Below are 26,712 nucleotides of genomic sequence, written 5' to 3'. Positions count from 1 at the left end.
AGAAAATTGCGGGACTCAACCTGATTCAGTTCATACATTGTTACTGTATTAGTCATTGGTCATTTGTCATTGGGAAGTTACCTTCTTCTCCCCCCTGCTCCCTGCTCCCTGCTTCAATGCGGCGATAATTTGACTATTAGCTGCGGGAAAAGTAAAGTTTTCTAAGTCATCCAAGTTTACCCAGCAAATTTCATCGCATTCGATGGGTTGGGGAATACCTGCAATTAGACGACAGTGATGCACAGTCAGGGTAACGCGTAAGTGAGTGTAAGTGTGATCAATGGTGATCAAATGTTTTCCGACTGCAATTTCTATTCCTAGTTCTTCTTGAATTTCCCGTTGAATACACTCTTCGATGCTTTCACCAGGCTCAATTTTACCCCCAGGAAATTCCCATAGACCACCCATTTCACCTTTTGGAAGGCGACGATCTATTAAAATTTGCTCATACTCATTCCAAATTACAGCCACACCAATAATTTTGTGGGGCGGGAAAGAACTAGTTACACTCATAGATTATCGGTAGCGGCGAAAATGTATATCTCAATCAGCCAGGGTTTCTGCCGAATCAAGAAAACTCAATTGTGATTTTTGAATTAAGCTAAAACCAGAATATAGCAAAAATCGGCAAAATAAACTTACTTTCTGCCGAGTTTGCCATTTATTTGTAGGAAAGTTAGGTTAAGAAAATTCTACTTGAAATTAAATTTAGTGGGTTTATTCGTGACTGCAAAGAAAATAAACCCAATAATGTTGAATTTTTTGGCGAAGATTTGAAATTGTTAGTCAATTTCGTTATTATTACTTTCGGTTCCTTGCAAAACAGCTTCAAAATTCATTCTCTGTTCAGCGTTACGGAGAAAATAACCGCTAATCATCGCGGAAGCAAGTAGCTGACCAAGACTTTCCCGACTGGTTGTCACTGTAATATCAAAGTGTTCTGAAGGTAGGTTGCCTAATAATCCGATGATATTACGCTCCATGACCTGAAAAACTTCAGAAGAAGTGGGTTTAGAAAGTTGGGTAACTGTGTCCGGACTCAGAGATTTAACGTATTGCCATAGCAAATTGCTAGTTTCTGACTCACCGTTAAAGAATTCTGAGACTCTATTGGATCTGTTACTCATGCTGTACCTCCTGTACTATCACTACTAGCGTAGTGTAGTGTTTGCAACTTGAATAGTAAATGCCTGTTTTTTGTGACTTTAACTGGCTATGAACTGTTCCTATCAATTAATGTAACAGCCTCATCCCCGCTTTGAAGTCGGTGGAACCGTACCTAAAGTAGCGTATTTTCTGCTATATAACACCTAGAGAAGCCTAGACATTATGGAACGTTTCACAGGGTAGCGTCGGGGCATCCGTAAGATTTAGCTGAGTTTTCCTGGATAGCAGCATTGTTCGACCTTAATTTCTGAGATACTCGGCGTTTTTTATAAAGACGCGATGAATCGGGAGGAGACGCGATGAATCGCGTCTCTACAATTTAACTGGCTAAATATTCGTTCATGTTGGCTTTAGATTTACGAAGTTTGGTTAAGGCTTCCCGTTCAATTTGTCGGACTCGTTCACGGCTGATGTTCAGGAGATCACCTATTTTTGCTAGGGTGAGAGCTTGTCCATCCTGTAAGCCAAAGCGGAGTTTTAGGACTTCTTTTTGTTGGGGGGTGAGTTCCTCCATCAGACGCTCTAGGTCATAGGATAAAGAAGATTGCATAACAAATTCTTCGGGTGAAGCGCCTGGATCTTCCAACATTTCTCCTAGTTCGGTGTCGTAGTTGTCTCCCAACCGCAAATCTAAGGATAGAGGTAAACGCGCTCTTTCGAGATACTCTCGGACTTGCTTTGGTGTCAAGTCTAATTCTTGGGCTAGTTCCGCAGCTGAAGGTGCGCGTCCTAGTTGCTGAGATAACTGGCGCTGTGCCTTTTTAATTTTATTTAATTTTTCAGTAATGTGAATGGGTAATCGGATAGTCCGCGCTTTTTCGGCGATCGCTCTCGTAATAGCTTGACGTATCCACCAATAAGCATAGGTCGAAAATCTGTAGCCCTTGGTTGGGTCAAATTTTTCTACCCCCCGTTGCATCCCGATACTACCTTCTTGAATCAAATCCAGTAGATCGACGTTACGTTTAATATACTTTTTGGCAACGGATACCACTAACCGCAAATTGGCTTCTACCATCTTACGTTTGGCAATTTCACCGTCGGCGATCGCATCGTTCAACTGTGCTACTTCTAAATTTGCGGCTCCAGCCCACTCTTCTAGATCCGGTTGACGACCCAGTTTGTTGACAAGAGAATCCCTGACTTCATGCAAAACACGGGAATGTTGCACTTGTTTACCAAAGCAAATTTCTTCCTCGTGGGTTAAGAGTGGCACACGGCCAATCTCACGCAGGTAAGTCCGCACGAGGTCTGTGGCTGTCTGAGCGGTCTTCATGGCGCTACTCTGTGGTAATGATGGATTTGACGATGGGATCATTCATTGATAGATGCTGCTACGGGAGTGTTACCCAGTTAAACTGAGAACCCATACTCAGGTTGGTAATTTACGCATCCGATGTTACCGGCTGCTCATAGTAATCAAATTTAAAGTCTTAATTGCTAGACGCTACAATGATTTTTCATTTCTCACAACTGTCTTTGGTTAGATAAAACGTAATAAACAGAAAAGTTTATGTATCCTCTAATATTAATAATTGTAACCTTTATGAGAAAAAATGGAAAGACCTGTAGCCTGGATTTTTTTGAGCATTTAACGCTTGTGGACTCTATGATCTTTTCGTCAGAGTAAAATAATTCCTCATATTTCTTAACATATCTCAATATAAACACTAATTATGTTTCTATAATAATTGCTTAATTTTCCTTGTAAATACCGCTTAATGCAGATTAAGTAAAGAGGATGGGGGGAATTTTTCATACCAATTTTCCCCCATAGTCCCCAACTTACTTAGCAAAAGCAAGTCTCCTCATACTTTCTGGGCGTTTAGCCCAGGTCAAGAACCGTGCAGTAATCTTGGATAACTTTTACGTCTAAAGTAGTAGTCTGTAGTGAATGGATAGCGGCCACAGTCGCTCTGGCTCCGGCGATAGTAGTGATAATGGGAATTTTGTAAGCTAAAGCTGTGCGCCGGATTAACCTCGCATCAGTTTGAGCTTCTTCCCCGGAAGGTGTGTTAATAATCAGTTGAATTTTCTGATTTTTAATTGCATCAAGGACATGGGGACGACCTTCATGGAGTTTTAGCACTAACTCCACATCCAAGCCATTTTCTTCTAGGACACGGCGTGTACCTAATGTCGCCATCACCGTAAAGCCCAATGTGATCAATTCTTTAACCACATTCACCGCATCAGATTTATCGCGATCGCTCATGGAGACAAATACAGTCCCTTTGAGGGGTAAAAACTCACCAGCTGCTAATTCTGCCTTAGCAAACGCCCGCCCAAAGTCGCTGTCGATTCCCATCACCTCACCAGTAGAGCGCATTTCTGGGCCTAATATTGTATCAGTTCCAGGAAATTTATTAAACGGTAATACAGCTTCTTTGACAGCAATATGCGATGGTATCACTTCCTGAGTAAAATTAAGCTCTGCTAGGGTTTTCCCAGACATAATTAGAGATGCAACTTTTGCTAAAGGTATCCCGGTAGATTTAGAGACAAAAGGCACTGTGCGCGAAGCACGGGGGTTAGCTTCCAAAATATAAACTTGGGGAGAATAACCTTGAGCGCCCACAACCGCAAACTGAATATTCATCAATCCCACAACTGATAAGGCTTGGGCTAACTGCACCGTCCAAGTGCGAATTTGTTCTAGAACGGCTGGGGAGAGGGAAATAGACGGTAAGGAACAAGCAGAATCTCCAGAGTGAATCCCGGCTTGCTCAATGTGTTCCATAATGCCACCAATCACTACTCTTCCGGTGTGATCTGCGATCGCATCTACATCGACTTCAATGGCATTTTCCAAGAACTTATCGATTAAAATGGGATGTTCAGGTTCCACCAGCACCGCAAAGGTCATGTAACGTTCCAAATCCGTATCAGAGTAAACGATTTCCATCGCCCGACCCCCCAACACGTAGCTAGGACGCACAACTACCGGATAGCCAATGCGTTTCGCCACAATCAGCGCATCTTCATAACTGCGAGCAATTCCATTGGGTGGTTGAGAAATATTCAATTCATTGAGAATCTTCTCGAAGCGTTCCCGATTTTCCGCCATATCGATAGAATCCGGCGATGTTCCCCAAATTTTGGTGGGGAGAGACGGGTTATTTTTGAGAAACTCTTCTAAAGGAACCGCCAATTTCAGAGGTGTTTGTCCGCCAAACTGAATAATTATCCCCACCGGATTTTCGGCTTCGATAATGTTGATTACATCTTCTTTGGTCAACGGCTCAAAGTAGAGGCGATCGCTCGTGTCATAATCTGTAGAAACCGTCTCTGGATTAGAGTTAACCATAATTGTCTCAAATCCCGCTTTCTTCAAAGCATAAGCGGCGTGACAACAGCAATAGTCAAACTCAATTCCCTGTCCAATGCGGTTCGGACCTCCACCCAAAATCATCACCTTGGGTTTGCTGGTGGGTAAAACTTCGGTTTCGTCTTCGTAGGTGGAGTAATAGTAAGGAGTAAAAGCTTCAAACTCAGCCGCACAGGTATCCACAGTTTTGTAAACCGGGATAACGCCTAATTCTTTGCGGTAACGGCGGACTTCATCTTCAGTAGTTTTCGTTGCAAAGGCAATTTGGCGATCGCTAAATCCATCACGCTTTACCTCATAAAACTGCTCTTTTGTCAACTGTTTTAAAGGAGTCCGCTTCAGGAACTTTTCCACATCCAGCATTTGCTGCATTTTATCCAAGAACCACGGATCAATCGCCGTAAGTTCATAGATTTCCTCAGTACTTAAACCAAGTTGTAAAGCATGACGCACCGCGAAAATTCGGTCAGGATGAGGGGTTCGCAGTTGAGCGCGAATTTGTTCACCACTGGGTAACTTTTCGGCTTGGTCACAACCCCAACCAGCGCGACCAGTTTCTAACGAACGCAAAGCCTTTTGGAAAGATTCATTAAATGTCCGCCCAATCGCCATTGCTTCACCCACCGACTTCATTTGAGTGGTCAGCACAGCATCTGAACCTGGGAACTTCTCAAAAGCAAAGCGGGGGATTTTGGTCACTACATAGTCAATCGTCGGCTCAAAGGATGCGGGGGTTTGCTTGGTGATATCGTTCTTAATTTCGTCCAAGGTGTAACCCACAGCTAACTTCGCCGCAATTTTCGCAATGGGGAAACCGGTAGCTTTAGAAGCCAAAGCCGAACTGCGGGAAACACGGGGATTCATCTCAATGACTACCACATCCCCATTCACGGGATTCACAGCAAATTGGATATTAGAACCGCCAGTTTCTACCCCAATCTCGCGGATAATTTTAATCGCCATATCCCGCAGACGCTGATATTCTTTATCAGTTAGGGTTTGGGCGGGAGCAACTGTAATGGAGTCGCCTGTGTGAATACCCATAGGGTCAATGTTCTCGATAGAACAGATAATTACAACGTTATCTGCCAAATCGCGCATGACTTCCAACTCGTATTCTTTCCAACCGAGTAAAGATTGGTCAATCAGAATTTGGGAAACAGGGCTAGCATCAATACCCACCTGCGCCATTTCTTCAAATTCTTCTTTGTTGTAGGCAATACCCCCACCAGTACCACCCATTGTAAAGGCAGGACGGATAATTAGGGGGTAAGTACCAATGCGTTCTGCGATCGCTTTGGATTCTGCTAAAGATGACGCTGTACCACTAGGACACACAGCCACCCCTATCTTGTCCATAGCCTCGTTAAACAGTTTCCGATCTTCGGCCTTTTCTATCGCTGGTAACTTTGCGCCGATTAACTCCACGTTATACTTATCTAGAGCGCCATTTTTCGCCAAGGCTACAGCCAGATTGAGAGCAGTTTGTCCTCCCATTGTGGGTAGCAAAGCATCGGGACGTTCTTTAGCAATCACTTTTTCGACGAAATCTGGTGTCAGCGGCTCAATGTAGGTACGATCAGCCGTTTCTGGGTCTGTCATAATCGTTGCGGGGTTAGAATTGACTAACACCACTTCATAGCCTTCTTCTCGCAGGGCTTTACAGGCTTGAGTCCCAGAATAGTCAAACTCACAGGCTTGTCCGATGACGATAGGGCCAGAACCTAACAGCAGTATTTTATGTATGTCTTGACGGCGGGGCATAGTAATTGGGTTGGAGTAAGAGAATACAAATCCTGATTATTTTAAGGGTCTTTACCCTCGTTCATATAATTTCTTATTAAGTTTTCCAGGTTGGAGTTAGCACAGACCTTCGTCTATCCCACCGGGAAGTCCAACAATTTCATCAGAAAAACTGCTGTAGCTACAGTGTATCAATGCCATAGGCGTAGACGCAGCCGGTTGTAGACATCCCCACTGATTTCTGCGATGTACCTCCTATCCCCTAGAGAGGTTCAGATCCCCGACTTATTGGAGAAGTCGGGGATCTTTGGGATCTTTGGGTTCGTAATTTCTGGTACGAACAATTTTAATTAATTTTCAGTAAGTATATGCCGTTTTGTTGGCAAATATTTGTAATTACAACTAACTACATGATGAAATAACTAAGTAACAGTTTAATTTACCTCCTTTAATTTAATACAAATATTTTCTAACTAGCTACTTATTAATATTTTCTCCTATTTATCGCTTACATAGAAAGTGTTTGTTATCTTACTTTTTCTTTATACCAAATTTATCTTTAACTGTGGTAAATTTATTTAAATTGACTAATATATACATCTACAAAGAAGCCTGTTTACGCAAGCTAATTGAATACATGGTAAGCAAAAAATGGATTTTAATTAAAAATGGCAGAGAGTATTCAAATCCTCCTGCCATTTTTAGATTGTTTTAAGGTTTAAGTCTGCCAACTCTTTCCTCGGTGTAGATTTCACCAAACTGAAATTATTAAAGCACTAATTTTGAGCAGGTTGGACAAATCCTAAAGTTAAGCTATCTTTAGCGAGGAAGTGAGCTAAATGGTAAGCCCGTTCTTCAGTTTTGATCAGAATTTGCTCATAGAGATAGCGTGTACCACGGTCGCCCAAACTCTCAGCCTGAGAGGCTTGACCACGAATTACTTTAATAATGGCTTGCTCTGCGGCTAAGTCGTTTTCTACCATTTGGCGGCAAGAATATACGCCATCGGGTTCTTGTGCAAAACAGGTTAATTCTGCTAATTTGCTGAAGCTAGCAGCTGGTACACCACCCAGACCATTTAACCGTTCGCCGATTTCATGGATATGATCTTGTACTTGCTCATAGTGGTCGCTAAATAACTCATGCAGGGAGTAAAATTCTGCACCTTCCACTACAAAATGATGCTTTTGGTATTGCAAGTATAGTGCTTGGAAGCTAGCTAATACAACGTTAAAACCTTCAGTGACTGGAGCAGTTACACTGCGATCTAGCAGTACAGGATTGTCATAAACCTGACCAAAGTTTTGTAATAAGGTTTGTGTATCAGACATGGTTCTCCTCGGTTTTTAACAGTAATGGTTTTTAACTGCTTATCTTTTACATATTAACATTTAAAAAATAAATTCAACCCTAATAAATATTTAATATTTAAGAGTTTTCTACCTCTAAAATAGTAATTTTTCCTCTTTAGTAAGATGATTACATTTCCATTATGTAATGTTTTATTCCTACTAATGAGAATAATTGGAAACTATTTTATAAATATCAAAATGAAAGCATCTCAGTTTTTGAGAAAGCCATAAATAACCTCACCCCAACCCTCTCCTTGGTAAGGCTACGGTGTACACACAAGTGATCTGATCCCCCTAAATCCCCCTAAACCCCTTCGGGGATGCGCCTTCGGCGTAGAAAAAGGGGGACTTTGATTCTAGTTCCCCCCTTATCAAGGGGGGTTAGGGGGGATCGAAACGCTGTTAGGCAATTTGATCAGACTTGTGTGTACACGGTAGACCAAGGAGAGGGAGCCGGAATTTCTTTTTCAGCTTGTCACGCCAGTAGTGGCGTTATGGACTAGCGTCCATAACGCACCGGGAATTGAAGATGGTGCGTTGCGCTACGCGACAACACACCCTACACACAAGGATGAGAAGTCATTTAATCGTTGGTGTGTAGACGGTAGCGCAAGCGAGGAGGGGAACTGGATTTCCGCCTTGCAGTACTACTCCCTACTCCTGATTCTCCGATTCATAACCGGAAATTATTACAAAGTTTTGATATTTTTTCTTTAAATAACTGAGAATTGTTTGCACTTAAGGTATGCTGGTTTAAAGAGGTATGACTCCCTAAGATTCTAGGAATGGGGGGGGTGAAGACAAAATAGTTACTGCAATTTAGTCGCACGTTGAGGGCTAGTCACTTGAAATCTTTAAGTTCAGAAATCGAGAAAAGTTTTGTTGTTGGGGTAGGGGTGGACTGGGCGAACAGATGGCAAGTCTATAGACGCTTACAGGAACTAGATATTCCCTGTTGCTGTGAGGCTAACCAACCATTGCGGGTGGAGATTAATCACCCTTTAGCAGTGGTTCAACTGTGGTCTGTAATGCAGCAATTAACAGCATCTCGGCAAGAGTTAATTTGGAATCTTGAAGATTGCTGGAAGAGTCGCTACCGAAAGTTTTGAAGTTTTGACCTATAACAGATATTCAGACTGAGTTAGTTAACAGGAGGTTAAGGAAAATGAGTGCATCTTACAGTACAGACATTTCAGAGTTTTGCCTGGAAGGAAGATTAATTGATTTGGTAATTAAAGATGGCTACAAGGTCAAAGGCTTGTTATTAGGGACTTCCGAGGGTGAATGTTATGTTAAACTCGCTAAACATTTACGTATGGCTTTTGACTTGCGTTTAGCCCCAGGAACTTGGCTGCAAGTTGTTGGTTATAAAAAGCATGATATAAAAAAGGATAAAGTTACATTAAAAGCCGAGCGTGTAATGGCAGCACGTTCTGAGAGTGGGAGAGTCGCAATTGCTACCCCAGTAGAGGAATCCGCAGCAATGAAAACGAATAAGGCGAAATCAGCTAAAAATAAACACACAATTTTAGTGTGTCAAAAGTCTGATTGTATGAAACGTGGTGGTAAAGAGGTTTGTCAAGCATTGGAGGCGGCTTTAAGTCATCGCGGTTTGGAAGACCAAGTGACGATTAAAGGTACTGGCTGCATGAAAAATTGCAAGGCTGGGCCGAATGTAGTGATGCCAGACAAAACCCGCTATAGTCGTATTCCATGTAAACAAGTTCCTGTAATTATGGACAAGCATTTTGCCGATAATCGAGAAGAAGAAGAGCAGCAAGTTATGCGCCAGAGCAAATTGCGCTGAATCTGCTGGTAATTTTGTGATTTTTTATTGAGAAAATTTAATAAGTATTTATTTGTGTTTTTTGTGGTGTGCGATCGCCTACGGCGGAGCTTTGCTCATCGCCTTCGGTGGGGCTTTGCCCATCGCCTAAATTTGATAATATTTCTCAAGGCGATCGCTTAACCCGGAAACCCCACCCCCAGCCCCTCCCCGCAAGCGAGGAGGGGGGCAAGAGTAGATTAAATTACTGCTATACAATCGATTTCTACTAAAACATTTTTTGGTAGACGAGAAACCTGCACACAAGCACGGGCTGGGGCTGTTTCTTCAGAAAAATATTGAGCGTAAACCGCATTTACTGTGGCAAAATCATTCATATCAGCTAAAAATACTGTGGTTTTGACCACGTTTTCAAATTTCGCACCAGATGCAATTAAAATAGCTTCCATATTAGCCATTACCTGCTCGGTTTGCTTTTTTACGTCATCTGTGTAGACGACATCACCGAGACGAGGGTCAATGGCAATTTGACCAGCTACGAAGATCATTTTACCCGAAGCGGCGATCGCCTGATTATATGGTCCCACTGGAGCCGGTGCGTTATCTGTGCGAATTACTTCACGAGTCATAAATATCACTTTTTCTAATAATGTTTCTGGCTGACCAATTTCCCCCTCAGAGGTTGTCGGCTGGTAAACTTGCCCATTAGGCATTATCGCACCAGTGAGGTCAGCATTTTTAAAGGTTGCACCGTAAATATTTGCTCCAGTTAAATTCGCCTTTTTCAGATTTGCACCATCAAAATTTGCCAGCATTAAATTTGCACTGGCAAAATTGGTTCTTTCTAAATTTGCTCCTTGCAAACAGGCTTCTTGAAGATTTGCTTGTTCTAGCGATACTCCGACTAAATCAGCCTCAGCTAAATTCACCCCTGATAAATTAGAATTATCCAGACTGACTCCCCGAAGTTGAGCTTTTTGGAGATTGGCATTTTCAAATAATGCGTTAGTGACATCAGCCTGAGTCAAGTTTGCTTCTGTTAAATCTGCCCTAAAAAAATTTGCCTCTTTCAAATTTGCGTAGCTTAAATCCGCACCAGTCAGGTCAGCCAAACTGAAATTCAGCGATCCGCCCTGAATTTTGCTCAAATTAGTACATTTTAAAAATGCCCTAGATAGGTTTGCTTCCCAAAGATGAGCTTTTTTTAGTGTTGCTTTACTTAAATCTGCTCCACTCAAATTTGATTTGTATAGGTTTATCTCATTTAATTCTGCACCTTTGAGTTCTACTCCTCTTAAGTTTGCTTCCTTAAAGTCCCGATGACCTTTTGCATATCTCTCCAAGAATCCCTCAGCATCCATAAAGCACCCTAAAATACCACCAACCCAGTATAATCGCAGAAATTCTCTCTTCTCTTGGCGTTCTTGGCGACTTGGCGGTTCGTTAATCCAAATCAAGTTTTCAAATTACTGCTACACAATCAATTTCCACTAAAACATTCTTTGGCAGACGCGACACTTGCACACAAGCACGGGCTGGGGCTGTTTCTTCAGGAAAATATTTTGCATAAATCGCATTGACTGCGGCAAAATCATTCATATCAGCTAAAAATACTGTGGTTTTGACAACGTTTTCAAAGGTTGCACCAGATGCAATCAGAATAGCCTCCATATTAGCCATTAACTGCTCGGCTTGCTTTTTCACATCATCTGTGTAGACGACATCACCGAGACGAGGGTCAATGGCAATTTGACCAGCTACGAAGATCATTTTACCCGAAGCGGCGATCGCCTGATTATATGGTCCCACTGGAGCCGGTGCGTTATCTGTGCGAATTACTTCACGAGTCATAAATATCACTTTTTCTAATAATGTTTCTGGCTGACCAATTTCCCCCTCAGAGGTTGTCGGCTGATAAACTTCCCCATCAGGCATTATCGCACCAGTTAGGTCAGCATTTTTGAAGGTTGCACCGTAAATATTGGCTCCGGTTAAATCTGCTCTTCTGAGATTTGCACCATCTAGATTTGCTCTAGTCAGATTTGCATATTGCAGTATCGCCCGTTCTAAATTTGCCCCTTGAAGAATAGCTTTTGTCAGGTTTGTAACTAGAAGATTTGCACCTGTAAAATCGCAATTAGCTAAATTCATCCCTGAGAAATCAACTTGAGTTAGATTTGCTCTCTGAAATTTAGCTCCTTGAATTTTGGCTTTTTGTAAGTTGGCTTCCTTTAAAGTTGCCAGAGTAAAATTAGCTCCGATTAAGTATGATTCTTCCAAGTCTGCTTTATTCAAAAAAGCCTTACTCAAATTTGCTCCGCCTAATGAAGCATTATTAAGATTTGCGTTATTAAGATTTGCACCACTAAGATTTGCCATATCTAGATTTGCAAATGATAATTTGGCATTGGTTAAATTTACCCCGATCAGAGTTGCTTCTTCTAAGTTTGCCGAGTTAAACTGAGCATCATTCAAGGTTGACCAACTTAAGTCAGCACTATTTAGGTCTGCCCAACTAAATATTGATGAAGAAGCAGTAACACTATGTAAATCGGCATTTTTGAGAGACGCTTTAGTAAAGTTTGCACTATTAAAGCTTGCTTTAGTTAAGTTTGCTTCACTTAAATCAGTTCCCTTCAAATTTGTACCATATAGATCAATCTCACTTAAGTTAGCACCTTTGAGATTTTCCTCCGCCAGATTTACTTTTTGAAATTGCCGTTCTCCTGCGGCATATTTCTCTAACAGTGTCTCAGCATTCATAAAGCACCCTAAAATACCATTATTTCAGTATAATCGCAGAAATCACCTCTTCTCTTGGCGTTCTTGGCGACTTGGCGGTTAGTTAATCAAAACCCAACCTTGGACGCAGCCCATAATGCCGATACCGCCAATAATCCTGCAAAATCCGGTCATGGTCAAAACATAAATTACTCGGCACACGCCAAGACTCAAAAACGGCTATATTCTTAGCATCATCACCCGCCATTGGTTCCCCCGATGCAGTTGCCAAAAACACAATACTGATAGTATGCTGACGGGCATCCCGGTCAGGGTCAGAATAGACCAAAAACTGTTCAACCAACTCCACCTTTAAACCCGTTTCTTCCTCAGCCTCCCGCCGCGCCGCCACTTCCACAGCCTCACCATAATCAACAAAACCACCAGGAATAGCCCAACCCAAAGGTGAATTATGACGCTCAATTAACACTATCGGTCGATGTGGACGATCCACCAACTCAATGATGATATCAACCGTCGGTGCAGGATTTCTATAAGTCATACAATTTTGGATTTTAGATTTTAGATTTCGGTCATTGGTTATTAGTCATTGGGGAAAATATAGCAACCGCCAAGGCAGTTAGGACATGACAAAATTACCAACCCCAGTAGTGGCGTGACAAGCTTAAAATGTTGCAAAAAATTGAAAAATTGTAGGTTGGGTTGACGTAAGGAAACCCAACATCATTGGCAGCGTTGGGTTGCGCTGCGCTTAACCCAACCTACGTCTAATGCACTATTTTAGGCTTGTCAGTCCAGTAGGGTGGGTTAGCGAGAGCGTAACCCACCATTTACCTCGCAAAGGTGGGTTACGGCGCAACTGATGCAAATCTTGCTCATCATCTGAATCTTGTGCGCCTAACCCACCCTACAACTTTTAACTTTTGACTTTTGACTTTCGCCATATTCTTACATCTGACGACAGCTTTCAATGCTGACCTCAGCATGATAGATTCTATGGGATCACTCATTTCTATATTTGAAGTTAAATATGCCTTTTCCTAGATCCAGTGGAATTTTGCTGCATCCTACATCCTTTCCCAGCCGATTTGGTATTGGCGACTTAGGCTTAGAAGCCTATAAATTTATTGATTTCCTCAGAGAAACTTATCAGCAATATTGGCAAGTCTTACCATTAGGACCGACTGGATACGGTAATTCTCCCTATGCTGCATATTCAGCAATGGCGGGAAACCCCATGCTTATCAGCCCAGAACAACTGCAAGAACAAGGTTTACTATCTGAAGAAGACTTTGCTAATTTACCAGTATTTAACGAATCTAAAGTAGATTACGACCAAGTAAATTCAATCAAAATCGCATTGCTCAAAAAAGCTTGCGAGAATTTTCAAGTTAAAGCAACACCTTTCCAACAAAAGGAATTTGCCGGGTTTTGTGACAGCAAAGCCTATTGGCTGGATGATTACGCCTTATTTATGGCGCTAAAAGATGCTAATGATAATACCAGCTGGCACACTTGGAAATCAGAACTTGTCAAACGTGAACCAGCCGCAATGGATCAAGCTAAGGAAAAATTAGCCTCTGAAATTTATTATTATAAGTTTGTCCAATTTGAATTTTTCCGCCAGTGGTCAGAACTCAAATCTTATGCCAACATGAGCGGGATTTATATTATTGGCGATATTCCTATCTATGTAGCCCAAGATAGCGCCGATGTCTGGGCGCATCCCCATATCTTTTGTCTAGATGAAGAGACTAGAGAACCCGCATTAATGGCGGGAGTTCCACCAGATTACTTTAGTGAAACTGGTCAATTATGGGGCAATCCGGTTTATAACTGGGAAGAATTACAAAAACAAGACTTTAAGTGGTGGCTGGGTCGCTTTGAAGCAATGCTGGATTATATAGATGTAATTCGCATTGACCACTTCCGGGGGTTTGAGGCTTACTGGGCTGTGGAACAAGGAGAAGACACAGCAATGAATGGAGTGTGGATGAAAGCCCCAGGAGATGAATTATTTGATGCAATTAAAGATAAATTGGGGACTTTACCAGTTTTAGCAGAAGATTTGGGAGTAATTACCCCAGAAGTAGAAGCACTGCGGGATAAGTATGAATTTCCCGGTATGAAGGTTTTGCAATTTGCCTTTGGTTCTGATCCCGGTAATGCTTTTTTACCCTTCAACTACACCCGTAATGCTGTAGTTTATACAGGTACTCACGATAATGACACAACTGTAGGCTGGTTCAATCAAGCTAATGATTGGGAAAAGCGCAACTTACTACTGTATTTAGGTTGTATCAGTGACGAAGGTATTCACTGGGATGTAATTCGACTAGCTTTAAGTTCTATCGCTAATCAAGCAATTATTCCTTTACAAGATATTTTAGGCTTGGGAACTGAGGCGCGGATGAATTTCCCCAGTACTGCTGAGGGTAACTGGGATTGGCGTTATCAGCCGTCATTATTGACACCAGAATTAGGAGAAAGGCTGAAAAATCTCACTCAACTCTATGGACGCGCACCCCAGGCAAGATGAAGAGGTAGAGGTGCAGGGTGCAGGGTGCAGGGGAGAAAAACTTTCCAGTACCCAGTACGGGCGGGTTGACAGATATAGCGGTATGCACTTGAATGAAGTACATCATAGCCCAATACGGTTCAGTTAAGGATAAATTGTAGGTTGGGTTGTAGCTTGCTTCCCCGTAGGGGTACGCAGTGAAACCCAACAAGCCCCCGGAAATGTTGGGTTTCGTTCCTCAACCCAACCTACACATTTTAAGGTTTTTGACGCTAACTGAACGGTATTGCATCATAGCCCCCTCCTCGCTTGCGGGGAGGGGGTTGGGGGTGGGGTTCTTGTACCTCATAACACCGGGAAGTTCTGTATCATTCAACATCAACGAGAATGTGAAGAATATTACTAAATCCGCCCCTACTAAGCCCTTGCTTATGACCTAGGTTTAGCAGCTATCTTGATTTCTCTCTCTTTTCCTGGTTCTCCCATGCGCTGGGCTTGTTGCTGATTCACACTCATCAACACACTACCCGCATTGTCAGTTTTTACGGTTAGTTGTTCTTCGGCTTTCCAAGTGCGCTGAGATCCTTCTGGGAGAACCCCTTCAAACTCAATTTTGCCATCAGCCACTACACGAATCCAGGATGATGCCTGCAAGGTAACACCAATATGTACTGACTTATTGGTATTGATGGAATTGGGGTTATTACTAATTGGTTGTGAATTACTTGATTCTGGGGAATTTAATTGATTTAGCTCTGGTTTTAAAACAGTTTCTCGTCTTGACTCTTGATTACTGTCGCTCAGAACATTATTATTCAGTAATTGAGATAAGCTACTTACAGAGCATACAATGACGAATATGTAAAGTAAGTAAAGGTGGACAGGACGTAATAGACCAATTGACTGATTCTTTTCCGTCGGCGGTAAACTCACGGCTTGAGAACCAACAGGAAAACTACTGGCAAATTCTACTCCATTCAAGCTTAATGCGTCGGCAAATTGTCTGATTAAGCCTTGAATATAAACTGGTTCTGGCAGGTCATCTAATTTACCTTCTTCAATGGCTTGTAACAACCGCCGGGGAATTTTGGTCAGAACTACCATTTCTTCTAGTGATAAAGCACGTTCTTCACGAGAAGCCCACAGACGAGCGCCCAGTTCTGCCAATTTTTCCGATTGTTGTTGTTTGAATGAAACTTTGGGCTGCTGTGTACCTTTACTTTTTAGCCATTTCATGCTTTTTTGGATCTCCTGACCTCAACTAAATCTTTAACAGGTAGATGCTTAATATGCTCTTTTAAAAAGAGAACTTCAGCGTCTTTTAGAGAACGATAGTTACCCTCATCCAACAAGGGTATATTTGGCGTTTGTAATTGAATGGGGCCTATGGCAGTACGATGTAGCTTAATTACTGGATATCCCAACTGTTGGGCTACACGGCGGATTTGTCTGTTTCTCCCCTCCTTTAAAACTATTTCTAAATGGGTATTTTTAGCAAGAGTATCGATTAAACGGACTTTTGCAGGACGTGTTTTTCTCCCTTCTAAGACCACACCTTGACACCACATTTCTAGCACTGCTTCAGAGGGATGTCCTTTTACTAAAACCTGATATGTCTTAGGAATACTGTGACTTGGATGGGTGAGTCCAAATGTCAAGTCTCCATCGTTGGTGAGAATTAATGCTCCAGTTGATTCTGCATCTAAACGACCAACTGGGTGCAAACCTGAACCTACCCGTAATTCTGGAGGCAGTAAATGCAAAACTGTTTTTCTTCCTTGTGGGTCGTGGCAAGTGGAAACTACTCCGCCTGGTTTGTGTAGCAATAAATACATTAAAGGCGGCTGTTGCTGGGCAGAGACTGGCTGACCATCTACACAAATCTTATCTTTTTTTGGGTCAACTTTCTGACCTAAATGTGCAGGGGTTCCATTGACCTGCACACGCGATCGCCGAATCATTTCTTCAGCTTCGCGACGTGAGGCGATTCCCCATTGCGCCAAAATTTTTTGTACCCGTGCCTCCATGTTGAAATTACTGTGTATAATCTAAAGTTTTTAGATAATAAAGATAATATTTGTGTTTTGTGCTGAGGAGCTATCAATGTTACATTTAAAGCTTATTTTAGTTCACTGAGTGGTTGAGCAAATACCCATCAATCAAGTGGTTTAATGGAAAAATTACCCAATCAAAGATTACACAAAATCCCCATCATTACAAACGTCCTCACAAAAGCGCTCAAGCTTTGGTTAAAATCGCAAGTCAGCGAAGTTTCGCAGCTAGAAGTCGAGATTAAAGCGAGCGATCGCCAAATTCTCTCTGGTTGTATACCTTGGGTATCTATTTTGGCAAGTGATGCCGTGTATCAAGGCCTTAATATTACACGAATTCAACTCATAGCTGAAAATATTCAGATAAACATAGGAGCCATACTCAAGGGTAAACCAGTAAAACTCTTAGAAATAGTACCAGTAGTTGGCAATCTGATCGTCGAAGAAAAGGATCTCAATACTTCTCTCTCATCTGAACTATTATCTACAGCTTTAAATGATGTAGTATCTAAAATCTTACCAGAAGACTGTTTAAAATCTCAGCTAATTTCTTGGCAAGAAATAATACTTGGTAATAATAAAATTATACTCAAATCTATTATATCACCTGCAAGCGAACCCACACCCCTGGACATTTGTTTAAATTTAAACTTAGTTGGCGGTCATGAATTGAAGCTAGAGAAAATCCAAGCCATCCAAAACGAAGTCCCACTTTTAGAGGATGAGCATAGTTACAATCTGGATCTTGGTTCAGATGTGGATATTCAAGAACTCAGTTTGCTCCCAGGCAAGCTGGTCTGTCAAGGAAGAATTAATATAAATCCTTAAAAAAGTGCTGGGTGGGGAAAGTGCTGAGTGGGTAGGGGCGGGTTTAAGTAATCAGTCTGTGGTGCGTCAAAATCCTTAGTAAACCCGCCCGTACAGGAGTGAGGAAAGTGCTGAGTGGGTAGGGGCGGGTTTAAGTAATCAGTCTGCGGTTCGTCAAAATCCTTGGTAAACCCGCCCGTACAGGAGCGGGGAAAGTGCTGAGTACTGAGTAAGTTTCTTCACCCCTGCACCCTGCCCCCTGCCCCCCTGCGTCTTCACTCCTGCCCTCCTGCCTCTTCCTGCTCAGATATTTGCTATCAAGGGCAATAGAAGAGTCACGAAATAGTAAACCAAGGGGGCGGTAAAGATATAACTATCTGTACGGTCTAAAATGCCACCGTGACCGGGGATCAACTGACCTGAGTCCTTAACCCCAGCATCACGTTTGAGCATAGACTCGGTGAGATCACCCAAAAGACTGGCAATACCAATCAGTAAACCCAGTGCTACACCAGTAAACAGGAATTGTGGCAAATGCAAGTAATAGGCTCCAGCTATGGCTACGACAATGCTGGCAGCGATGCCAAAGACGGCACCCTCAACAGTCTTTTTGGGACTGATGTCAGACAAAGGGGTTTTCCCAAAGAATTTGCCAATAACGTAAGCACCAATATCAGCTGCCCAAATACACAAGAAAGTTAACACTGTCAAAGTCAATCCTTGTGGTAAAGAGGCGAAACTTTTTTCCTGTAAGATATTTGTCCAATCTGTAGGCCAGTAACCACCAAAAGGGAGATTGCTGTGGGCTAAACTGCCCAGGGTGCGTAATCTTACCCAGTAACTTGATAAGTAACCCACATAAAATAGTCCCATGATTGAAGCAGAAATATCGGCAATCGTCGCCATTTTTGGTTGAAACAGCAAATAAAAACAAATTAGCGTCCCAGCTATTGGCATGATGGCATCAGCCAAAGTTTGATTAAGGTTACAAATCACCAGTAAGGCTTGGCTGACAAACATCGTTGTTTTAGCAGCAGGAACAATACCTCTAGCTCGTACCAAATTAAAATATTCTTCTTGACCTAAAAACACGACGATCGCAATGGCGATGGTAAAATACCAGCCACCCAAAAGGGTTGCAACCAGAGCAAGGGCGATCGCGACAATTCCACTAATAATCCGAGACCAAGGCATAAAAGTAAGTATGAAGTATAAAGGATGAAGTCTGAAGTATGAGGTGTGATTTATCCTTTATGCATCAGTTTTCATCCTTTGAATCTAGTCTAGTTTCTCACCACTGAGGATAAAAATGGGATCAACAGATGTAAAGGTTTGAGAAAAGCCGCGTGTCTCTAAACGGTTAACCGCAGATTGGACGACTTCAATATTTCTGGCTCGCAACACAGAGAAGCTTTGAGAAATAGCATACAAGCCTTCTAGATTAGCAGCTGTGGCGACAACTCTACCCGATGAGGGCAAATAATGCCATACTGCTGGCAAAATGTCTTGGATGAGTTTTCCTCCCTCAATACAAACTCGGTCAGGTGCTACTTTGAGATCATGCAAACACTCTGGGGCGCTACCTTCAATTATTTCCACATTTTTGACTTCAAAGCGATCGCAGTTGCGCCTAATTAATTTGGCTACATCTTCGTCTCGTTCTACGGCAATAATCTTTCCTTGAGGACACAGTAGCCCTGCTTCTACGGGAATCGTCCCCGTTCCCGCCCCAATATCCCATAATACAGAATCAGGTTTGAGCCGCAGTTGAGAAATCAATAATAACCGAACTTCTCGCTGGCTGAAGGGAATACCAGGCAAATGCTCAAATAATTCATCGGGAATACCAGGGGTAATATAAGGCCAAATTTGGGAGGGCATAGAAAGACACAATTATACTAAAGATATCAGCTTGCCCAATATGACAAGCCATCAGCGAAGAAAGCTCTTAAACTCAGCGTTATCAGCAATCATAATGGTCAGCGAAATTTTAGGCGACCGCTACGAAGTCCAGCAGCTATTGGGAAAAAAGTCAGGGCGGCGATCGCTATTAGCTAGGGATCAAGTAACTGGGGAATTGGTAGTTATCAAGTTACTCTCGTTTAATAGTGACTTTGAATGGGATGATCTCAAGCTGTTTGAGCGTGAAGCCGAAACTTTAAAATCTTTGTCCCATCCTGCCATCCCTCGCTATTTAAACTATTTTGAAGTAAATTCACCCAACATTAAAGGATTTGCTCTAGTACAAAGTTATATCCCTGCTCAAACTTTAGAACAATATTTACAAACTGGGCGCACTTTTACAGAAACTGAAGTTAAACAAGTCGCCACAGCCCTTTTAGAAATTCTGATTTACCTACATGGGTTACATCCCCCTGTGATTCACCGTGATCTTAAGCCTAGCAATATTTTATTGGGTGAACGTTCTGGGAATAGTGTCGGTCAAGTTTACCTAGTAGATTTTGGTTCAGTACAAACCGTCCTCGCCACAGAAGGCGGAACCAGAACAGTAGTCGGAACTTATGGTTATATGCCTCCAGAGCAATTTGGGGCGCGGACTGTTCCGGCTTCTGACCTTTATAGTTTAGGCGCAACTTTAATTTATTTAATCACAGGAAACCATCCCGCCGATTTACCTCAAAAGGATTTTCGCATTCAGTTTGAGCAACTAACTCATCTGAGTCCCGGCTTGACTCGTTGGTTACAGTGGATGACTGAACCGAATTTAGCATTGCGGCCAAGTTCTGCTGAGTCAGCATTGAAAGCTTTGAATGAGTCCGATTTGAAGATTCCTGATGCTTTAAATATTGTCAAACCTGCTGGGAGTAAAATTCAACTCACCAAGAACTTGGATCTCACCAATAACTGGGGTCATTTAGAAATTCTGATTCCACCAGTTGGCTTTAAGCCGTCGATGCTATTCACAGGTTTATTTGCGATCGCCTGGAATTCGTTTCTGTTATTGTGGACAATTAAAGTTCTTTCTCTCCCTTTTCCTGCCAACATCCCCTTTATTGTGGCTTCACTGCCTTTTTGGGGGATTGGCTTTTTCACGGTATATACTATATTGGTGGGGTTATTTGGCAATATCAGACTACATTTAGATCACCAGCAAATTTCCTACCAATATGAATTAGGATTTAAATTTCGTCGTCCCCGTCCATCGCCCAGAGAAAGTATCACTAAACTCGTTTATATTCCCAGACATATTAATAAAGATCCTGAAGGTTACACTACAGTATCAGCACAATTGGAGATTCTAGCAGGAGTACAAAAGTATCAGCTTGGTGTCAATCCGAGTATTCACTCTGAAAAGAAACTGGAATGGCTAACCTTTGGTAGTATTCAATCTGAAGCAGAACTGGAATGGCTAGCCCATGAGTTAAGTGATTGGTTAAATGTAGAAATAACCCACGAAGTAGTCTTTTAATGTCTAGCGTTATCAGCAACCATTATGGTCAGCGAAATTTTAGGCGACCGCTACGAAGTCCAGCAGCTATTGGGAAAAAAGTCAGGGCGGCGATCGCTATTAGCTAGGGATCAAGTAACTGGGGAATTGGTAGTTATCAAGTTACTCTCGTTTAATAGTGACTTTGAATGGGATGATCTCAAGCTGTTTGAGCGTGAAGCCGAAACTTTAAAATCTTTGTCCCATCCTGCCATCCCTCGCTATTTAAACTATTTTGAAGTAAATTCACCCAACATTAAAGGATTTGCTCTAGTACAAAGTTATATCCCTGCTCAAACTTTAGAACAATATTTACAAACTGGGCGCACTTTTACAGAAACTGAAGTTAAACAAGTCGCCACAGCCCTTTTAGAAATTCTGATTTACCTACATGGGTTACATCCCCCTGTGATTCACCGTGATCTTAAGCCTAGCAATATTTTATTGGGTGAACGTTCTGGGAATAGTGTCGGTCAAGTTTACCTAGTAGATTTTGGTTCAGTACAAACCGTCCTCGCCACAGAAGGCGGAACCAGAACAGTAGTCGGAACTTATGGTTATATGCCTCCAGAGCAATTTGGGGCGCGGACTGTTCCGGCTTCTGACCTTTATAGTTTAGGCGCAACTTTAATTTATTTAATCACAGGAAACCATCCCGCCGATTTACCTCAAAAGGATTTTCGCATTCAGTTTGAGCAACTAACTCATCTGAGTCCCGGCTTGACTCGTTGGTTACAGTGGATGACTGAACCGAATTTAGCATTGCGGCCAAGTTCTGCTGAGTCAGCATTGAAAGCTTTGAATGAGTCCGATTTGAAGATTCCTGATGCTTTAAATATTGTCAAACCTGCTGGGAGTAAAATTCAACTCACCAAGAACTTGGATCTCACCAATAACTGGGGTCATTTAGAAATTCTGATTCCACCAGTTGGCTTTAAGCCGTCGATGCTATTTACAGGTTTATTTGCGATCGCCTGGAATTCCTTTATCCTTTTTTGGACAATTGGCGCTCTTTCTGCACCTTTTCCGCTCAACGTCCCCTTTGCGTTGTTCTCACTGCCTTTTTGGGGGGCTGGCTTTTTCATGTTGAGGACTTTATTGCTGGGTTTATTTGGCAAAATTATACTAAGTTTAGATAACGAGGAAATTGCCTTGGCATATGAGCTATTCGGAGTCCGATATCTTAGTCCCCCGCCAGCGCCCAGAAATAGCATTACTAAACTCGTTTATATTCCCAGACATATCACAAAAGACTCTGACGGAGATAAAACTACAGTGGCGGCTCAATTAGAGATTTGGGCAGGAGTACAAAAATATCAACTTGGTATCAATTCCAGTGCTATTCAATCTGAAGCAGAACTAGAATGGCTAGCTCATGAATTAAGTGATTGGTTACGTATGGAAATCACCAGATAATGCTACGTTAATATTTATGTACCCTTAACAGGCAAGACATTATGTTTGGACTGGGATTGCCGGAAGTAGTGATAATTGCCGTAGTCGCCATTGTCATTTTTGGCCCTAAAAAACTTCCTGAATTGGGAAATGCCCTGGGTAAAACCTTACGGGGTTTTAAGGAAGAACTCAACTCTCATGATGATGACACCACTGTTGAACAGGAAAAGCAATAGCCAATGGTAGAGACGCGATTATCCGTCTCTACTGTGTGACTATAGCAATGTATTGATCACAGAAGATGTCACCCCATTTTGGTTGTCTACGATGGTTGTGGAGGTATTTTGTGGCTGTACCTCCTCTGTCACTAAACCACGCAGCTTGATTAACTTGATAGCTCGATTGACACTTTCTGGCAAAATTACCACCAGACTGTTATCGGGAGCCATATCTAAAGCTTTATTAATCGCTGCGGTTTCATCCAAAATCGATTCATAACGAGAATTTGGATTAACTTCGGTGATGCCTTGAGTAATCAATTCGGCGGCTGATCCCCGTGACCGTCCCCTGGTATCATCATCTTCTTTGACAATGATGTGGTCAAAAATATTTGCGGATAATTTACCCAAGGTAACAAAATCTTCATCACGGCGATCGCCAGGGCCACCAACTACGCCAATGCGCTCTCCTGTGGTCCAATTCCGGACAAAAGAACCCAAGGCTTCGTAACTAGCTGGATTGTGAGCATAGTCTACTAAAGCGTGATATTTCCCTAGATTAAATAAATTCATCCGTCCTGGCGTTTGACTTACCGAAGCCCGGAAGGTCTTCAAGCCAGCCCGAATCTCTTCAATTGTGACGTTTTGGACAAAGGCTGCCAAACTAGCTGCTAAAGCATTAGCAATCATAAACGGCGCACGTCCGCCCATTGTCAAGGGAATATTTTCGGCTCTTTCGATGCGATGCGTCCAATCACCTTTAACAATTGACAGATAGCCATTTTCGTAAACTGCGGCTACTCCTCCCTTTTGAATGTGCTTCCGCACTAATTCCGAGTCAGGATTCATTGTGAAGTAGGCAATATTAGCTTTTGTTCTCTCTGCCATTGCCGCCACACGGTGATCATCAGCGTTCAGAACTGCGTAGCCATCAGGAAAAACAGCTTCGGCTACGACACTCTTCAGGTTAGCTAACTGATCGATAGTATCTATATCACCTATGCCGAGATGATCAGCAGCTACGTTCAGCACTACACCGACGTTAGCATTTTCAAACCCTAGTCCAGAGCGAAGAATCCCACCACGAGCCGTTTCCAGCACCGCTACTTCTACAGTTGGATCTTCGAGAATCACGTGAGCGCTTTGCGGCCCAGTATTATCTCCAGATTCAACTAAGTATTCACCGATGTAAGTCCCATCTGTAGTTGTATATCCGACTACTTTCCCTGTCTGCTTGTAAATATGTGCTAATAGTCGAGTTGTAGTGGTTTTACCATTAGTACCTGTGACACTTAATATCGGAATCAGTCCCGATTGTTGGTTGGGAAACAGCATATCCATCACTGCGCCGGCAACGTTGCGGGGAGTGCCAATACTTGGGGCAACGTGCATCCTGAAACCAGGTGCAGCATTTACTTCCACAATTACAGCATCCATTTCTCTCAGAGGACGACTAATATCTGTAGTGACAATATCGAGTCCAGCGATATCCAAACCAATAATTTTTACTATCCTTTGTGCTAGCCAAACATTTTCTGGATGGATTTCGTCAGTGCGATCTATAGCACTACCACCCGTACTTAAATTGGCCGTTGCTCGCAGGTAACAAATTACTCCCTTTGGTGGTACGCTATTGAGAGTGTAACCTTGCCTTTCTAACAGTTGGTAGCTGTTGCGATCTAGTTCAATTTTCGTGAGGATTTTATCGTGACCGTCACCGCGATTAGGATCTTGGTTGGTTTCTTCCACTAGATCGCCAATGGTGGATCTGCCATTACCAACTACGTGAGCTGGAACGCGTTCGGCTACTGCTACGACTTTGCCATCTACAACTAGTACCCGATGGTCTCGCCCAACGTAATAGCGCTCAATAATAATTGACCGAGAGACAAGTCTGGCCGCCTCATAACCTGCTTCAGCTTCATCCCAGGTTCTAATATCAATGGTAATACCACGTCCGTGATTACCATCCGATGGTTTGATGACGATGGGATAGCCGCCAACATATTCAATGGCTTCTTCGAGGTCGTCTAAAAAGTTAATCACCGTACCTCTGGGAACTGGAGCGCCAGCTGCGGCGAGAATGCGTTTGGTCGCTTCTTTGTCGCAAGCTAGTTCTACACCCAAAATACCGGTTTTATTGGTCATTGTGGCCTGCATACGCTTCTGATTCACGCCGTAACCCATCTGAATCAAAAAGCGGGCGCTCAATTGTGTCCAGGGAATACCCCGTTTTTCGGCTTCTTTAACGATTGCTTCTGTGGAAGGCCCTAAAGAAGATTCGCGGTATAAGTCTTTCAGGTCGAGAATATCTTGCTCGAGTTCGGCTTTGGGATAACGACCTCTATCAACGATACTTTGGCACAGCCGCACAGCAGCTCGTCCAGCGTAGCGTCCCGCTTCCTCATTCAGGTACTCGATTACTACCTGGAAAATTCCAGGTGTGGCAGTTTCACGGGTGCGCCCAAAGCCGACGTGCATTCCGGCTAATTCCTGGAGTTCTAGGGCTACGTGTTCCACGATATGGCCCATCATGGTGCCTTCTTTGACCCGCATTAGAAAACCACCGCGACAGCCAGGCGAGCAATAGTGACCCTCCAGACTTGGTAGCGCCTCTACTAATCCTTCATAAAAGCCAGGGATTTCATTCGAGGGCATCTCGGCAAGTTTTTCTAAATCGAGGCGCATGACGATCAGCTTATGGCGTCGAATGCTCCAGTAATTTGGGCCACGTAAGGTCTGGATCTTGAGGATTCTCATGGGAATAGGTAGATGGAGATTCGGAACCGAAATTCTAGTTTCTTACTGAAATTGATCGCTAAACTGTTCCTAACAAACAGTTTTTTCTTTTTCATGGTATGCTTATGATTTTTTTACAGCAAGAAACCCAGTCAGCGATGCCTTCGGCTGCAAGCAACAACACAGTGTAACCGAGCATACTTTATTCCCTCAGCTAGAGATTCGATGCACAGCAGGTAGTACAGTCCTCTGGTACAAATGGAAGCGATCGCCATAGCTGAGGATGTGCAGTCGTAAATTATGCACAGTTAGAGGTTCATTTGCGCCGACGTGAGGTTCATTGGTATGGGTAACTTCTGTGGGATCGACAATGGTGACACTGCCTTTACCGACAACTTGTAGCCAACCATCACGTTCAAATACAGCACAGGTATCTTCATCAATGCCAATACCGAGACGATCGGGATGAGCTGCGATCGCACTAATCAGGCGACCCATACGGTTACGATTGTGAAAATGCTGGTCAACAATCACTTCGGGAATAAAACCTAAACCCGTTGCCATATCGACCAAGGAACGATTTGGAGTTTCACCACTACCACCGCCAGCAATCATGTGATGACCCATGACAGCAGCCCCCGCACTAGTGCCTGCTAGGGTCAGCTGTCCGGCTCGCACTCGTTGTCGGATAATTTCCATCGCTGGTGTATCTGAAAGTACGCCACAAAGACGTAATTGATCGCCTCCTGTCAGAAATACACCAGTACAGGCTTCCAATGATTCTTTGATTTCGGGAGTTTCACACTGTTCCCGTTCGCGGATGTCTAAAATTTCGACCTTTTCGGCACCCATTTCTTCAAACAGGCGAATATACCTACTACCGATGATAGCGGGTTCGCGAGAAGCCGATGGAATAATTGTAATATAGGCCTTACTAGCACCAGCACGACCAACAAAAGTTCTGAGGATATCGCGTCCATGAACTTTATCTTCTGCGCCTCCGATAACCAGAACGGCGGTTTTAGTTGCTTGGGGTGTCCTCATTTCCAGCGATTTAGCTTTTAATTGCGGCATTATGTTTCTCCTGTCAACAACTTCAGGTGAATTTAACAAGGTTTAGGCCATTGCCACGCAGGCTATCAGTCGGCTGATAATTTTTGCACTGAGCTTTTTGGAGAGGGAACTTGTCCGAAGTTATGATCGAGGTAAGTGGTCGATTTAACTTCTTGCTTGGTATACATATTCGCGCAGCGTCTCCGTTAAGAGAAGCCTCTATTTTTATGTATCCGTAGCTGTTCCTCAAAGCCAAGGTTCCTTGTTGTCCACCTGTACACTTTTTCCAGACTGGCAAAATAATGCTTGGGAGACTAGATTTGACACTTGGTGTGCAGGGGTTTCCCCCGTGGAATAAAACGTCC

General features: G+C 42.9%; 22 protein-coding genes. 8 read left to right on the top strand and 14 right to left on the bottom strand.

Annotated elements, in window-relative coordinates:
- Positions 1-66: 66 nt before the first annotated feature.
- The 5 genes from mutT to ACM0OW_RS09550 all read right to left on the bottom strand — a co-directional run bounded on the left by mutT (position 67) and on the right by ACM0OW_RS09550 (position 7,569).
- Positions 67-513, bottom strand: a complete 447-nt coding sequence (gene mutT / locus ACM0OW_RS09570; RefSeq protein ID WP_414549822.1) for an 8-oxo-dGTP diphosphatase MutT — start codon at positions 511-513, stop codon at positions 67-69.
- Between the two features lie 269 nt (positions 514-782).
- The gene (locus ACM0OW_RS09565) at positions 783-1,127 is read right to left on the bottom strand and encodes a DUF760 domain-containing protein (protein WP_414549821.1); all 345 of its coding nucleotides are present in this window, start codon (positions 1,125-1,127) and stop codon (positions 783-785) included.
- A 359-nt stretch (positions 1,128-1,486) separates the two neighbouring features.
- On the bottom strand, positions 1,487-2,443 hold the full coding sequence (locus ACM0OW_RS09560) for an RNA polymerase sigma factor, RpoD/SigA family (protein ID WP_414549820.1): 957 nt from the start codon (positions 2,441-2,443) through the stop codon (positions 1,487-1,489).
- 549 nt (positions 2,444-2,992) lie between these two features.
- Entirely contained in the window at positions 2,993-6,259 is a 3,267-nt protein-coding gene (gene carB, locus ACM0OW_RS09555; RefSeq protein ID WP_414549819.1) for a carbamoyl-phosphate synthase large subunit, read from the bottom strand.
- Positions 6,260-7,014: 755 nt separating this feature from the next.
- Positions 7,015-7,569: a Dps family protein gene (locus ACM0OW_RS09550; protein ID WP_414549818.1), complete on the bottom strand. Its 555-nt coding sequence runs from the start codon at positions 7,567-7,569 to the stop codon at positions 7,015-7,017.
- A gap of 866 nt (positions 7,570-8,435) precedes the next feature.
- Between ACM0OW_RS09550 and ACM0OW_RS09545 the strand changes: the two genes are divergently transcribed.
- The 3 genes from ACM0OW_RS09545 to ACM0OW_RS09535 are packed head-to-tail and all read left to right on the top strand — an operon-like array spanning position 8,436 to position 9,559.
- Positions 8,436-8,699 (top strand): Asr1405/Asl0597 family protein, encoded by a 264-nt coding sequence (locus tag ACM0OW_RS09545; RefSeq protein WP_414549817.1) that lies wholly within the window; start codon positions 8,436-8,438, stop codon positions 8,697-8,699.
- 56 nt (positions 8,700-8,755) lie between these two features.
- Positions 8,756-9,397, top strand: coding sequence for a (2Fe-2S) ferredoxin domain-containing protein (locus ACM0OW_RS09540; RefSeq protein ID WP_414549816.1), 642 nt, complete (start codon positions 8,756-8,758; stop codon positions 9,395-9,397).
- A 27-nt stretch (positions 9,398-9,424) separates the two neighbouring features.
- On the top strand, positions 9,425-9,559 hold the full coding sequence (locus ACM0OW_RS09535) for a hypothetical protein (RefSeq protein ID WP_414549815.1): 135 nt from the start codon (positions 9,425-9,427) through the stop codon (positions 9,557-9,559).
- A gap of 56 nt (positions 9,560-9,615) precedes the next feature.
- Here ACM0OW_RS09535 and ACM0OW_RS09530 read toward each other — a convergent pair whose 3' ends face one another.
- The 3 genes from ACM0OW_RS09530 to ACM0OW_RS09520 form a co-directional block, all read right to left on the bottom strand.
- Positions 9,616-10,737 (bottom strand): Rid family detoxifying hydrolase, encoded by a 1,122-nt coding sequence (locus ACM0OW_RS09530; protein ID WP_414550013.1) that lies wholly within the window; start codon positions 10,735-10,737, stop codon positions 9,616-9,618.
- Between the two features lie 100 nt (positions 10,738-10,837).
- Positions 10,838-12,139 carry a Rid family detoxifying hydrolase gene (locus ACM0OW_RS09525; protein ID WP_414549814.1) on the bottom strand — a complete coding sequence of 434 codons (1,302 nt, stop codon included), beginning with the start codon at positions 12,137-12,139 and terminating at the stop codon, positions 10,838-10,840.
- 82 nt (positions 12,140-12,221) lie between these two features.
- Positions 12,222-12,659: an NUDIX domain-containing protein gene (locus ACM0OW_RS09520; RefSeq protein ID WP_414549813.1), complete on the bottom strand. Its 438-nt coding sequence runs from the start codon at positions 12,657-12,659 to the stop codon at positions 12,222-12,224.
- A gap of 489 nt (positions 12,660-13,148) precedes the next feature.
- On the opposite strand from ACM0OW_RS09520, the gene malQ reads away from it, so the two are divergent.
- Entirely contained in the window at positions 13,149-14,657 is a 1,509-nt protein-coding gene (gene malQ, locus ACM0OW_RS09515) for a 4-alpha-glucanotransferase (protein ID WP_414549812.1), read from the top strand.
- Positions 14,658-15,065: 408 nt separating this feature from the next.
- Here the strand turns inward: malQ and ACM0OW_RS09510 are convergent, their stop codons facing one another.
- Positions 15,066-15,872, bottom strand: coding sequence for a helix-turn-helix domain-containing protein (locus tag ACM0OW_RS09510; RefSeq protein WP_414549811.1), 807 nt, complete (start codon positions 15,870-15,872; stop codon positions 15,066-15,068).
- A complete protein-coding gene (locus tag ACM0OW_RS09505; protein WP_414549810.1) occupies positions 15,869-16,663 on the bottom strand; it encodes a pseudouridine synthase in 795 nt (264 codons plus the stop codon). Before ACM0OW_RS09505 ends, ACM0OW_RS09510 begins: the two co-directional genes overlap by 4 nt.
- A 144-nt stretch (positions 16,664-16,807) precedes the next feature.
- Between ACM0OW_RS09505 and ACM0OW_RS09500 the strand changes: the two genes are divergently transcribed.
- On the top strand, positions 16,808-17,515 hold the full coding sequence (locus ACM0OW_RS09500; protein WP_414549809.1) for a DUF2993 domain-containing protein: 708 nt from the start codon (positions 16,808-16,810) through the stop codon (positions 17,513-17,515).
- Positions 17,516-17,797: 282 nt separating this feature from the next.
- Here the strand turns inward: ACM0OW_RS09500 and ACM0OW_RS09495 are convergent, their stop codons facing one another.
- Positions 17,798-18,688 (bottom strand): phosphatidate cytidylyltransferase, encoded by an 891-nt coding sequence (locus tag ACM0OW_RS09495; protein WP_414549808.1) that lies wholly within the window; start codon positions 18,686-18,688, stop codon positions 17,798-17,800.
- Between the two features lie 84 nt (positions 18,689-18,772).
- Entirely contained in the window at positions 18,773-19,375 is a 603-nt protein-coding gene (gene cbiT / locus ACM0OW_RS09490) for a precorrin-6Y C5,15-methyltransferase subunit CbiT (protein ID WP_414549807.1), read from the bottom strand.
- A gap of 94 nt (positions 19,376-19,469) precedes the next feature.
- Between cbiT and ACM0OW_RS09485 the strand changes: the two genes are divergently transcribed.
- Genes ACM0OW_RS09485 through tatA form a run of 3 tightly spaced genes read left to right on the top strand, consistent with a single transcriptional unit; the run spans position 19,470 to position 22,573 of the window.
- Positions 19,470-20,924, top strand: coding sequence for a serine/threonine protein kinase (locus ACM0OW_RS09485; protein WP_414549806.1), 1,455 nt, complete (start codon positions 19,470-19,472; stop codon positions 20,922-20,924).
- Positions 20,925-20,948: 24 nt separating this feature from the next.
- Positions 20,949-22,358 carry a serine/threonine protein kinase gene (locus tag ACM0OW_RS09480; protein WP_414549805.1) on the top strand — a complete coding sequence of 470 codons (1,410 nt, stop codon included), beginning with the start codon at positions 20,949-20,951 and terminating at the stop codon, positions 22,356-22,358.
- Positions 22,359-22,399: 41 nt separating this feature from the next.
- Complete coding sequence (gene tatA / locus ACM0OW_RS09475; protein ID WP_414549804.1) at positions 22,400-22,573, top strand: twin-arginine translocase TatA/TatE family subunit; 174 nt, start codon at positions 22,400-22,402, stop codon at positions 22,571-22,573.
- A 39-nt stretch (positions 22,574-22,612) separates the two neighbouring features.
- Here tatA and cphA read toward each other — a convergent pair whose 3' ends face one another.
- Positions 22,613-25,315 carry a cyanophycin synthetase gene (gene cphA / locus ACM0OW_RS09470; protein WP_414549803.1) on the bottom strand — a complete coding sequence of 901 codons (2,703 nt, stop codon included), beginning with the start codon at positions 25,313-25,315 and terminating at the stop codon, positions 22,613-22,615.
- A 189-nt stretch (positions 25,316-25,504) separates the two neighbouring features.
- Positions 25,505-26,368 carry a cyanophycinase gene (locus tag ACM0OW_RS09465; protein WP_414549801.1) on the bottom strand — a complete coding sequence of 288 codons (864 nt, stop codon included), beginning with the start codon at positions 26,366-26,368 and terminating at the stop codon, positions 25,505-25,507.
- Between the last annotated feature and the right edge of the window lie 344 nt (positions 26,369-26,712).

The organism is Anabaena sp. CCY 0017 (genome assembly GCF_963920885.1).
Lineage (GTDB): Bacteria > Cyanobacteriota > Cyanobacteriia > Cyanobacteriales > Nostocaceae > Nodularia.
Note: the sequence above shows the minus strand (reverse complement) of the source record. Positions and strands in the feature narration are given on the sequence as shown.

Bases quoted from the DNA above. Each gene is read 5' to 3' on its own strand.
- mutT (WP_414549822.1), bottom strand. From the start codon at position 513: ATGAGTGTAACTAGTTCTTTCCCGCCCCACAAAATTATTGGTGTGGCT.
- ACM0OW_RS09565 (WP_414549821.1), bottom strand. From the start codon at position 1,127: ATGAGTAACAGATCCAATAGAGTCTCAGAATTCTTTAACGGTGAGTCA.
- ACM0OW_RS09560 (WP_414549820.1), bottom strand. From the start codon at position 2,443: ATGAAGACCGCTCAGACAGCCACAGACCTCGTGCGGACTTACCTGCGT.
- carB (WP_414549819.1), bottom strand. From the start codon at position 6,259: ATGCCCCGCCGTCAAGACATACATAAAATACTGCTGTTAGGTTCTGGC.
- ACM0OW_RS09550 (WP_414549818.1), bottom strand. From the start codon at position 7,569: ATGTCTGATACACAAACCTTATTACAAAACTTTGGTCAGGTTTATGAC.
- ACM0OW_RS09540 (WP_414549816.1), top strand. From the start codon at position 8,756: ATGAGTGCATCTTACAGTACAGACATTTCAGAGTTTTGCCTGGAAGGA.
- ACM0OW_RS09530 (WP_414550013.1), bottom strand. From the start codon at position 10,737: ATGGATGCTGAGGGATTCTTGGAGAGATATGCAAAAGGTCATCGGGAC.
- ACM0OW_RS09525 (WP_414549814.1), bottom strand. From the start codon at position 12,139: ATGAATGCTGAGACACTGTTAGAGAAATATGCCGCAGGAGAACGGCAA.
- ACM0OW_RS09520 (WP_414549813.1), bottom strand. From the start codon at position 12,659: ATGACTTATAGAAATCCTGCACCGACGGTTGATATCATCATTGAGTTG.
- malQ (WP_414549812.1), top strand. From the start codon at position 13,149: ATGCCTTTTCCTAGATCCAGTGGAATTTTGCTGCATCCTACATCCTTT.
- ACM0OW_RS09510 (WP_414549811.1), bottom strand. From the start codon at position 15,872: ATGAAATGGCTAAAAAGTAAAGGTACACAGCAGCCCAAAGTTTCATTC.
- ACM0OW_RS09505 (WP_414549810.1), bottom strand. From the start codon at position 16,663: ATGGAGGCACGGGTACAAAAAATTTTGGCGCAATGGGGAATCGCCTCA.
- ACM0OW_RS09500 (WP_414549809.1), top strand. From the start codon at position 16,808: ATGGAAAAATTACCCAATCAAAGATTACACAAAATCCCCATCATTACA.
- ACM0OW_RS09495 (WP_414549808.1), bottom strand. From the start codon at position 18,688: ATGCCTTGGTCTCGGATTATTAGTGGAATTGTCGCGATCGCCCTTGCT.
- cbiT (WP_414549807.1), bottom strand. From the start codon at position 19,375: ATGCCCTCCCAAATTTGGCCTTATATTACCCCTGGTATTCCCGATGAA.
- ACM0OW_RS09485 (WP_414549806.1), top strand. From the start codon at position 19,470: ATGGTCAGCGAAATTTTAGGCGACCGCTACGAAGTCCAGCAGCTATTG.
- ACM0OW_RS09480 (WP_414549805.1), top strand. From the start codon at position 20,949: ATGGTCAGCGAAATTTTAGGCGACCGCTACGAAGTCCAGCAGCTATTG.
- tatA (WP_414549804.1), top strand. From the start codon at position 22,400: ATGTTTGGACTGGGATTGCCGGAAGTAGTGATAATTGCCGTAGTCGCC.
- cphA (WP_414549803.1), bottom strand. From the start codon at position 25,315: ATGAGAATCCTCAAGATCCAGACCTTACGTGGCCCAAATTACTGGAGC.
- ACM0OW_RS09465 (WP_414549801.1), bottom strand. From the start codon at position 26,368: ATGCCGCAATTAAAAGCTAAATCGCTGGAAATGAGGACACCCCAAGCA.